Origin of the sequence: Allobosea sp. TAB14 (assembly GCF_052113865.1) — a bacterium.
In the GTDB taxonomy this organism is placed as follows: Bacteria; Pseudomonadota; Alphaproteobacteria; order Rhizobiales; family Beijerinckiaceae; genus Allobosea; species Allobosea spartocytisi.
Window position 1 is genome coordinate 1 of sequence record NZ_JBFRDQ010000152.1, and the last position, 10,278, is coordinate 10,278.

Here is a 10,278-nt window from a genome sequence, read left to right on the forward strand (position 1 = left end):
GCCCTGCACCACCGCCACGCGCGCCGAGACCGCGCTCATCGACCGCGCGATGTCGTCCGCCAGCGAGATCACCCGCGACGACTTCGTGCCAGGCGCGGGTTCGAGCTCGTAAAGCGTCACCACAGGGCCGGGGCAGGCCTGGACGATCTCGCCCCTGACGTTGAAGTCTTCGAGCACGCCTTCGAGGAGGCCGGCATTCTGCTGCAGCACCTCGACCGGCATGGTTTCTTCCGGCGTCTGCGGGGGCTCGGCCAGGAATTCGATCGGCGGAAGCTGGAAGCCGATCGGCTGCTCCGCTTGGCGGGCGGGCGCCTTCCGCACCCGAGCGGCCGGGGCGGCGGGCCGAACGGGGGCTTCGACGGCTTCGGTCGTCATGGGGTCGGTCGCGGCTTTCGCAGGCGCCTCGGGCGCTTTCGCGACGACCGGTGGGGCGAATGGCAGCACGGCCGGTTGAGGCGCCATCGAGATGCGCAGATTCACCGAATAGCCCGACCAGAGCGAGCGGACGCCCGGATTGGCCATCGCTTGAACCGGTGCAGCGGCTTCGACCACCGGCAAGATCGGCTCCTCCGCCTCCCACGGTTCATCGGCGATGGAATCGTCTTCCCACGCCATCGTCTCCATGGTCCTGAGAACGGGAGCGGTCACCTCGCTCTCGTCGCGGCCGATCTCGGGCACGAGATCCCAGAAGGCGTGGTCCGAGAGGAAGGCGAAGGGCGTCGAGCGCGGCTCCGCCGGGATCTCCGTCGACTGGCGCGCGTTCGCGAAGGCGGCCTCGTCGCGTTCCGGGGCTTCATCCTCGGGCCAGATTTCGGGCGCGATATCCTCGATCGATGCGAGATCGGGCTCGGGCATTGTCTCGACCGGCGCTGCGGCCTGCAGATAGGTCTCGCTGTCGGGCGTGCCCCAGATCTCTCGCATCAGATGCTTGGGCGTGCGCCAGAAGCGGACGCGCGTCGAATCGGCCAGGGTCACGGCGTGCGGATGGCCGCCGCTGAACATCAGCGGAGGGCTCTGCCTCTCGGTTGCCTGCTCCGTCGGCGCCTGCCGCGCTTTGCGCGTCGAGCGGACATAGACCGGTGCGGACGGCTCAGCGGCGGGGCCGCGATTCGTCACGACGCCGGGCGTGTGAGGCGCGCCTGAACTTCGCAGGGATTCGTCTGCAGGATCAGCCTGATAATCGCCGGGTGCGAAGCTGTTGGTTCGCTGATGACGGTCGCGTTTATACATCGGAGACAGCGAACACTACTACTGGCCAACTCGGTCTTCTGGCCTAACCGGGCAGGGTTAACGGCGCATAAACGGGTGCAGGGCGAGGCCGGATAAATCGGCAGCAAACCTGCCTGGACATTCGCGTGGGCCTCCTCGGGATGAGGGCTTACCTTTCCAAACGGATTTCACGCCGGCCGCGTCGCTGCGCCGAGCGCCAGGAACGCCTCGATGGCGGGAGAGGCTCGGTCAGGGCGATGCGCGAGCCAGGTGGCGAGCGAGGGCGCCGGCTCCGTCAGCCGCCGCGTCACGACATTGTCGAAGCGGATATTGGCGAAGGAGGAGGCCATCACCGTCAGCCCGACGCCGGCCGCGACGAGGCCGATGATGGTGGCCGGCTCCCGTGCCTCCTGCACGATACGCGGCCGGAAGCCGGCCTGGCGGCACAGCTCGATGAACTGATCGTAGGTGCTGGTGGCCGCCTCGCGGGAGAAATGCACGAAGGCATCGCGCTCGAGCTCGGCAAGTGCGACGCGCTGCCGGGCAGGGGAACCGCCGAGGCGGTGGCTGCGTGGCAGGAAGAGCAGGAGTTCCTCGCGCTGCATCTCCAGCGTCGCAAGCCGCGGATCGGCGAGCGCCGGATCGTCCGGCATGCGCAGGAAGGCGAGGTCGAGCCCGCCGTCCAGAAGCTCCTGCATCTGCACATGGCTGTTCATTTCCCGCAGCGTCAGATGCACGTCCGGCCGCTGCTCGCGGAAGCTGTGGATCAGCGTCGGCATGATCGTCGCGAGCGGCGCGGACGCAGTGAAGCCGATGCGCAATTCGCCGATCTCGCCGCGCCCGGCCCGGCGGCCGATGGTCAGTGCCAGTTCCGCCCGCGCCAGCACGGCGCGCGCCTCGGGCAGGAAGATCCGGCCGGCCGCGGTGAGTTCGACCCGGCGGCTGGTGCGGGCGAAGAGCTCGGCGTCGAGCTCCCGTTCGAGCGCGTGGATCTGCTGGCTCAGCGGTGGCTGCGAGATGCCGAGACGCTGCGCGGCACGGCCGAAATGCAGCTCTTCCGCGAGCACGGCGAAATAGCGGAGATGGCGGAGATCCATTCGCAAAACCTATCGATCGGAACCAAATCGATATTGGACAATATCGGGCCCAACTTCCATCTCAACCAACGCGCGCAGCGTGACCTGCGCTGCGGAACTGACAATCATGACCGAAATGACCTCCCCTCAGTCGCTGCGCATCGAGACGCCTGTCGCGCTCGACATCGCGGAGCCCGAGGCCGACAGCCGGATTCGCCGGGGCACGCGCGGTTTCCGCCTGACCAACCTTGCCTTGTTCTCCGCCGGTTTCTCCACCTTCGCGCTGGTCTATTGCGTGCAGCCGCTGATGCCGGTGTTCTCGCAGGAATTCGGCATCACCCCGGCCCAGAGCAGCCTGGCGCTGTCGGCGACCACCGGCACGCTCGCTTTCGCGATGCTGGTCGCGAGCTCGCTCTCGGAGATCGTCGGGCGCAAGCCCGTGATGGTGGCCTCGCTCCTGGCCTCGGCCGTGCTGATGATGCTGAGTGCCTTCGCGCGCAATTGGCACGACCTCGTGCTGCTGCGCGCGCTGGCGGGCATCACCTTCAGCGGCTTGCCGGCGGTGGCCATGGCCTATGTCAGCGAGGAGATGCATGCCGAGTCGGTCGGCCTCGCCATGGGGCTCTATATCGGCGGCAGCGGCCTCGGCGGGCTTGGCGGCCGCGCCATCACCGGCGTCATCGCGGATTTTTCGTCCTGGCGCATCGGGCTTTTCGCCGTCGGCCTCGTCGGCGTCGTCTGCGGGCTGGTGCTCTGGCGCACCTTGCCGGCCTCGCGGCATTTCCGGCGCGTTGCGCCCTCCGTCAGGGCACTCGCCGGCTCCTTCGCGGTGCATCTGCGCGACGGGCGCCTGCGCCTTCTGTTCCTGGAAGGCTTCCTCCTGCTCGGCAGCTTCGTCTGCGTCTACAACTACACCGGCTACCGGCTGATGCAGCCGCCCTTCTCGCTGAGCCAGGTGGCCGTCAGCTTCATCTTCGCGGTCTATCTCGTCGGCATCCTGTCTTCGGCCTGGATCGGCGATCTGGCGGGGCGGCTCGGCCGGGGACCGATGTTGTGCCTGTCGCTCGGCCTGATGCTCCTTGGCGTGCTGGCGACATTGTCTTCCTCCCTCCCGGTGATCGTGCTCGGCATGGCCGTGCTGACCGGCGGCTTCTTCGGGGCGCACGCCACCGCATCGGGCTGGGTCGGCGCGAAGGCTCAGCACGCCAGGGCCCAGGCCTCCTCGCTCTATCTCTTCGCCTACTATCTCGGTTCGAGTGCGGTCGGCACGCTCGGCGGTGTCTTCTGGGCGCAGGCGGGCTGGGGCGGCGTGGTCGGGTTGATCAGCGCGCTCCTTCTCGTGGGCTTTGTCTGCGCCGCCTGGCTGACGATGCGGCCCGGGCCGGCGGGAACGGGCGCTCGCGCCTGAGTTTGCGAGGCTGCGTCGACTAAGTCTTGCCCTCTGGAGAGCGGCTCGAAGCGAGTCCTTCGCGGAACTCCTGGCCGGATCAGCGGGTTCATCCGCTGTTCCCGATGGAGGAGGACGAGATGCCAGCCAAATCCGCTGCTCAGCAAAAGGCCGCCGGAGCCGCGCTTGCGGCCAAGCGCGGCGACATGAAGAAGAGCAAGCTCCAGGGCGCTTCGAAGTCGATGGAGAAATCGATGAGCGAGAGCGAGCTSGAGAAGATGGCTTCCACCAAGCGCAAGGGCAAGCCCGAGCACGTCTCCAAGCACTGACGGTGGCCGAGGCGTCGGCCGCGTACCGGCACTGCGTCGGCCGGCGCCGGGGCGCCTACAGATAGGGCGGCGTGCAGGCGCTGACCACGACGCAGCGTTCCGTGCCGATATTGCGGAAGCGATGGGGGACGCGGCTGTCGAAGAGGTAGGCTTCGCCCGGGCTCAGCACCTTGATCTGGTCGCCGACGGTGATCTCGAGTTCGCCCGAGAGGATGACGCCGCCCTCATGCGAGTTGTGCTTGAGCATGGCGACGCCGGTATCGGCGCCGGGCTCGTAATATTCGTGCAGGATCTGGAGATTGTGGGCCTTGGCGTCTCCGACCTGGCGGAACGACATCCTGCCCCGGCTCTCCCCGCCATTGACCTGATGCAGGCGCGAGGTCAGGTCGATGAGGTCGTCGGCCTCGAAGAAGACCTTGTCGCGCGGCGTGCGCGCTTCGTCGAAAAAATTGACCATGCTCATCGGGATGCCGTCGAGGATCTTCCGCAGCGATGCGACCGACGGGCTGTTCCGATTCTGCTCGATCAGCGAGATCAGGCTATGCGTCACGCCGGAGCGGCCGGCCAGTTCCCGCTGGGAAAGCCCGGCAGCCAGTCGGATTTCGCGCAGTCTGCCCCCGACATCGAAGCTCATTTCTGCCTTTCCTCCCCATGCCGCCCGTATTCGTTAAACCCGCGCGCCATGCAGTGGGCGTCTGCCCGGCGCCTCTTGCGTTGCTCAATATTCTGAGCAATGCTGACGGAAAGCCAACAAGAAAATCATGTCGCGGGGAACAGGCGTAGCGGAATAGTTTTTTCGATCGAAGCGACCGTTTAGATCAGGATGCCCAATTTTGTCCAATAGGGCCGCGCGGAGGCGAATACTCTCTTCGCGTATCGGTTGTTGTTTTTCGAATGCTATCGTCTCGTTCTGTGCCCTGCGGGAAACCGGGTTGAAAGCAGGGTGAGCGCGCATCATGACTAAGGCCGATACCGTATTATTGAACGGCCGCATCTTTTGCGGCCTGGCGGACGGCTTCGCCGAGGCGCTGGCAATCGCGGATGGAAAGGTTCTGGCGGCGGGGTCTGCCACCGAGATTGCCGCGCTGCAAGGCCCAGGCACGAAGGTCGTCGACCTTGCCGGGCGGGTCGCCATCCCCGGCCTCAACGAYGCGCATATGCATCTGCTGCCGCTCGGCCTCGGCATGAGCGAGGTCAATCTGCGGCCCGAGGAAGGGGTCAACAGCATCGACGAGGCGCTGCGCCGCATCGCGGTGGCCGCCAGGGGCAAGAAGCCGGGCGAATGGGTGCTGGGCCGCGGCTATGATCACAACGAGTTCGCCGAGCTGCGTCATCCGACCGCCGAGGAACTCGATCGCGTCGCGCCCGACAACCCCGTCTACATCAAGCGCACCTGCGGCCATGTCGGCGTCGTCAACAGCCGGGCGATGGCCGCGGCCGGCATCGGCCACAACACGCCGAGCCCGGCCGGCGGCCTGATCGAGCGTCGCGACAACAAGCTCACCGGTTTGCTGGCCGAAAGCGCGATGCGCCTGATCGTCGAGGCGATGCCGCAGCCGAGCGTCGCCGAACTCAAGGCCGCGATCGAGAAGGCCGGGCATTACATGCTGTCGCAGGGYTTCACCAGCGTGATGGATGCCGGYGTCGGCATGMYKGCSGGYATGGCCGAGATCGMKGCCTATGAGGAGGTCGCCCGCACTGGGACGCTGCCGGTACGGACCTGGGTCTGCATCTACGGCAATGCCGACGGCATCGGCGACGAGGCCCATCGTGCCGGCTACCGTTTCGGCCGCGAGGTCGGGCTGCTGCGCTACGGCGCGATGAAGGTCTTCGGCGACGGCAGCGCCGGCGGGCTGACCGCCGCGATGAGCGAGCCCTACCTTGTCGGCGACCCCGATAATCGCGGCATCTTCATCTATTCCGATGCCGACATGCACCGCTATCTCCGGCATTACCACGAGCTCGGCTACCAGCTCGCGATCCACGCGATCGGCGATGCTGCGATCGAGCAGGTGCTGTCGGGCATGGAAAAGGCCGACAGTCCCGAGCATCCGATCAAGGGCCGCCGCCACCGCATCGAGCATTGCGGCTTCCTGACCGATGGCCAGCTCGCCCGCATGGCMGCTGCCGGMATCGAYCCCKTGCCGCAGCCGRTSTTCATCTACGAGTTCGGCGATCTCTACGTSMMYAATCTCGGSCAGGARCGGGCWGACGCCTCCTATCCGATGCGCAGATGGGTGGATGCCGGCCTGCACGCCGCCGCGAGCTCCGATGCGCCGGTCTGCGCCACCGACCCGTTCAAGAACCTCTTCAGCATGGTGACGCGCCGGACCAAGCGCGGCACCGTGATCGGCGGGGCCGAACGCTTGACGATGGAGGAGGCCGTGCACGCCTATACCGCGCTCGGTGCTTACACTCAGTTTGCCGAGGATCGGATGGGTCGGCTCGTTGCGGGCCAGTTCGCCGATATCGCCGTGCTCTCCCAGGACATCTTCTCGATCCCGGTGGAAGCGCTCGAGAACGAGGTGCGCTGCGATCTGACCCTGCTGGGCGGTGAGGTCGTCTTCGATCGTCACGGTCAGCTCGCCGCCGCCGCGCAGTAGGGCGGGATAGGTCTTCATGCTGCGCCATACGCTGCAACGGCTTCTGCTGGTTCTGCCCGTCCTGCTCGGTGTGCTGCTGGTCGGCTTCCTGCTGATGCAGGTCGTGCCGACCGATCCGGCCCAGGTGCGCGCCGGGCCGACCGCGACGCAGGACGTGGTCGAGGCCATCCGCCAGGAGCTAGGCCTCAATCAGCCGCTCTGGAAGCAGTTTGCAATCTATATCGGGCGACTGGCGCAGGGCGATCTCGGCGTCTCGATCATCAACAATGTCCCGGTTTCGCAGGAACTCGGCAACACCATCGGCCCGACGCTGGAGCTGATGTTCGCATCGCTCGTCTGGGCGATCCCGCTCGGCATGCTGCTCGGCACGGTCGGCGCCTATTTCCGCGGTTCCCTGCTCGACCGCGCCATCATGGCGGTCTCGGTCGCCGGCGTCTCGCTGCCGGTCTTCTTCCTTGGACTGGGGCTGATCTGGCTCTTCGGCTTCAAATATCCGATCCTGCCCTTCACCGGCCGCACCGGCCCGCTCTGGACCTGGGAAGGGTTGCAGGGGATCATCCTGCCGGCCATCACGCTCGGCGGCGTCTTCGTCGGCCCGGTCGCGCGGATGACGCGGACTTCGGTGCTCGACGAGCTCGGCGCCGACCATGTCCGCACCGCCCGTGCCAAGGGGCTCGGCGAGCGCACGGTCCTGTTGCGCCACACGCTGCGCAACGCGCTGGTGCCGGTGGTCACGCTGATCGGCCTGCAGATCGGCTTCCTCCTCGGCGGCGCGGTCGTCACCGAGACGGTGTTTTCCTGGCCCGGCATCGGCCGGCTCGCGGTCGGCGCCATCCTGTCGAGCGATTTGCCGATGGCGCAGGGCACGATCATCGTGCTCTCGCTCGGCTTCATCCTGGTCAATCTTGCCGTGGACGTCCTCTATGCCGTGCTCGACCCGCGTGTGAGGGGCGCCTGATGAGTTCCTCGACCAGTCCGCTCCAGCCGGGCGCCAAGGCGGTGGAAGCCGCCATCGGCGTAGCCGCCGCCGCGCCCGTCCGCCGGAAGACGGTGCTCAGGATGCTGCTGTCGGATGTCGGAGCCTGCATCGCGCTGGCTCTGGTCGTGCTGTCGATCCTCGGTGCCGTCCTCGCGCCCTGGCTCGCCCCCACCGATCCCTATGGCAATGATCTCGCCAACACGCTGAAGGCCCCGGGCGAGCTCGGCCTCCTCGGGACCGATGGGCAGGGGCGCGACATGATCACGCGTTTGCTCTTCGGTCTCAGGACGACGCTGGTGATGGGGCTCGCCTCCGTCATCATCGGCGGCGCCATTGGTGGCGTCATCGGCTTCGCGGCCGCCTATTACCCGAAGATTTCCGGCGTGCTGATGCGGCTGATGGWTGTGCTCCTGTCCTTCCCGGCCATCTTGTTCGGTCTCGCCATTGCTGCGATCTTCGGGCCGGGCCTGCCTTCGGTCATCATCGCGCTCGCCATCGCCACGGTGCCGCTGATGGCGCGCGTCGTGCGCGGCTCGGCGCTGGTCGTGCTGCAGCAGGGCTATATCGAGGCCGCGCGCTCGCTCGGCCTCCGGGATCTGCACATCATCCTGCGCTACGTGCTGCCCAACTGCCTCTCGGCGATCTTCGTCTTCGTCACGCTGCGSTTCGGGCAGGTGATCCTGCTCGGCGCGGCGCTCTCCTTCCTCGGGCTCGGCGCCCAGCCGCCGACGGCGGAGCTCGGCGCGATGGCCGCCGATGGGCSCAACTTCCTGTTCTTCGCGCCGCATRTCTCGGTGCTGCCGAGCCTGGCGATCTTCGTGGTCGTGCTCGCCTTCAACGTGCTCGGCGATGCGCTGCGCGAYGCCCTCGACCCGAAGCTGCGCAAATAGAATCCGACACCATCAAAAAAAGGGGACCTGCTCGATGATCAAGTTTTCCGCTTTGCTTCTCGCCGGCGCCGCCGGCGCGATTCTGGCCGCCGCGCCCGCCATCGCACAACAGAAGGCGCCGCTCTCGATCCTGCGCGTGATCGACGCCGACAACTACGACCCGATCCGCACCACGGCGACGGCGGCGGCCGAGGTCATCTACATGATGGCCGACACGCTGGTGACGGTCGATTTCGATATGAAGACGATCAAGCCCGGCCTCGCCGAGAGCTGGACGGTGTCGCCGGACGGCAAGACCTACACCTTCAAGATCCGCAAGGACGTCAAGTTCTGCGACGGCCGGCCGATGACCATCGACGACGTGGTCTATTCGCTGAAGCGCTGGGTCGATCCGGCCAACAAGTCGCCGGTCTCCTTCCGCGGCGGCCCGGTTCAGGACATCCGCGCCGAGGGCGATTCCACGCTGATCTATGAGCTCAAGGAGCCCTATAGCGACCTGCTCTTCCAGATGGCGCTGTCCTTCGCCTCGGTCGTCGACAAGAACGCGGTCGAGAAGCTCGGGGCGAATTTCGGCGTGCAGGGTTTCAACGCCACCGGCCCCTATTGCTGGGTGAAGTGGACGCCGCGCCAGGAAATCGTGCTGAAGAAGAATCCCTATTACAATTGGGGTCCGTCGATCTACAAGGACCCGAAGCCACAGATCGAGGACATCGTCTGGAAGGTCATTCCCGAGCCGAATACGCTGATGGCCGCGATCCAGGCCAAGCAGGCCGACGTGACCTACTACATGCCCTATATCGCGCTCGATACGATGCAGCGCATCCCCGGCATGACCGTGCAGCGCCAGGAAAACTACATCTACGACGTCTTCATGGGCTTCAAGGTCGACAAGCCCGTCTCGAAGGACAAGGCGATCCGCGAGGCSGTCAACATGGCCRYCRACAAGSASGCCATCGCSAAGGCGATCTTCTTCGGCAAGGGCACCGCGCTGCCATCGCTGCTGAATCCGGCCGTGCTCGACTACGACAAGGACACGGCCGCGAAGATGCCGAAGCACGATCCGGCGGCGGCGGCGAAGCTTCTCGACGAAGCCGGCTGGAAGCCGGGCGCCGACGGCATCCGCGAGAAGGACGGCCAGAAGGCCACCTTCATCGTCTACGGCATTCGCAACGACGTGAACCCGCGCATCTCCGAGGCGATGCAGGCCGATCTGCGCAAGATCGGCATCGACCTCAAGATCCAGCTCTGGGACGCCACCGTCGCCTGGGGCAAGCTGGCGACGCAGGAGTTCGACGCCTTCTACATGTCCTACCCCTATGTCACGGCGACGGAGGCGCTGAACCTCTACTTCGCCAGCCGGCAGGTGCCGACGCCGAACCGCATGAACTGGAAGGACCCGAAGACGGACGAACTGCTCAAGGCAGCCGCGACCGCCGTCGATCCCGCCAAGCGCAAGGAAGCGATCGGCGCCGTCCAGATGCAGCTCACCGACGCCAATGTCTGGGTGCCGCTGGCCTCGCAGCCGCTCTGGGTTGTGGCGGGTGACCGCGTCGAGGGCGTCCGCGCCCACGGCATCTATGGCGCCGGGCTCTACAAGGGCCTCGACATCAAGCTGAAGCGCTGAGTTTTTTCGAGCGCAGGCTGATTCTCCGCGGAAACGAGCGGTCATTCCGGGCTTGACCCGGAATCCATCGAAGGCGCTGCGCCCGACGATGGATTCCGGATCGGCGCCGCTGTCGCGGCTTGTCCGGAATGACGGCGCCGTCCCGTAAAATCAGCCTGCGCCATGCCTTTGGGAGCGGAGG

At 66.4% G+C, this 10,278-nt stretch carries 9 protein-coding genes; 6 read left to right on the forward strand and 3 right to left on the reverse strand.

Translation table 11 applies throughout. The features are described 5' to 3' along the window. A partial coding sequence (locus AB4Y99_RS20345) for a DNA translocase FtsK (RefSeq protein ID WP_441524592.1) occupies window positions 1–1,002 on the reverse strand: 1,002 nt, incomplete at its 3' end. Window positions 1,003–1,397: 395 nt separating this feature from the next. Further along, window positions 1,398–2,306: a LysR substrate-binding domain-containing protein gene (locus AB4Y99_RS20350; protein ID WP_191125417.1), complete on the reverse strand. Its 909-nt coding sequence runs from the start codon at window positions 2,304–2,306 to the stop codon at window positions 1,398–1,400. A gap of 106 nt (window positions 2,307–2,412) precedes the next feature. Here AB4Y99_RS20350 and AB4Y99_RS20355 point away from each other — a divergent pair, with 106 nt between their 5' ends. Next, window positions 2,413–3,693: an MFS transporter gene (locus tag AB4Y99_RS20355; RefSeq protein ID WP_441524593.1), complete on the forward strand. Its 1,281-nt coding sequence runs from the start codon at window positions 2,413–2,415 to the stop codon at window positions 3,691–3,693. A 119-nt stretch (window positions 3,694–3,812) separates the two neighbouring features. After that, entirely contained in the window at window positions 3,813–4,001 is a 189-nt protein-coding gene (locus AB4Y99_RS20360; RefSeq protein WP_113252918.1) for a DUF3008 family protein, read from the forward strand. Between the two features lie 55 nt (window positions 4,002–4,056). Here AB4Y99_RS20360 and AB4Y99_RS20365 read toward each other — a convergent pair whose 3' ends face one another. Continuing rightward, window positions 4,057–4,635 (reverse strand): cupin domain-containing protein, encoded by a 579-nt coding sequence (locus tag AB4Y99_RS20365; RefSeq protein WP_038357621.1) that lies wholly within the window; start codon window positions 4,633–4,635, stop codon window positions 4,057–4,059. 322 nt (window positions 4,636–4,957) lie between these two features. Here AB4Y99_RS20365 and AB4Y99_RS20370 point away from each other — a divergent pair, with 322 nt between their 5' ends. From AB4Y99_RS20370 to AB4Y99_RS20385, 4 genes are read left to right on the forward strand one after another with little or no spacing between them, the layout of a single operon-like run. Next, window positions 4,958–6,604, forward strand: coding sequence for an amidohydrolase (locus tag AB4Y99_RS20370; RefSeq protein ID WP_441524594.1), 1,647 nt, complete (start codon window positions 4,958–4,960; stop codon window positions 6,602–6,604). Between the two features lie 16 nt (window positions 6,605–6,620). Continuing rightward, on the forward strand, window positions 6,621–7,562 hold the full coding sequence (locus AB4Y99_RS20375) for an ABC transporter permease (protein ID WP_038357624.1): 942 nt from the start codon (window positions 6,621–6,623) through the stop codon (window positions 7,560–7,562). Further along, entirely contained in the window at window positions 7,562–8,473 is a 912-nt protein-coding gene (locus AB4Y99_RS20380; RefSeq protein WP_441524595.1) for an ABC transporter permease, read from the forward strand. Before AB4Y99_RS20375 ends, AB4Y99_RS20380 begins: the two co-directional genes overlap by 1 nt. A gap of 34 nt (window positions 8,474–8,507) precedes the next feature. Next, window positions 8,508–10,097 (forward strand): ABC transporter substrate-binding protein, encoded by a 1,590-nt coding sequence (locus tag AB4Y99_RS20385; protein WP_441524596.1) that lies wholly within the window; start codon window positions 8,508–8,510, stop codon window positions 10,095–10,097. Window positions 10,098–10,278: the final 181 nt, after the last annotated feature.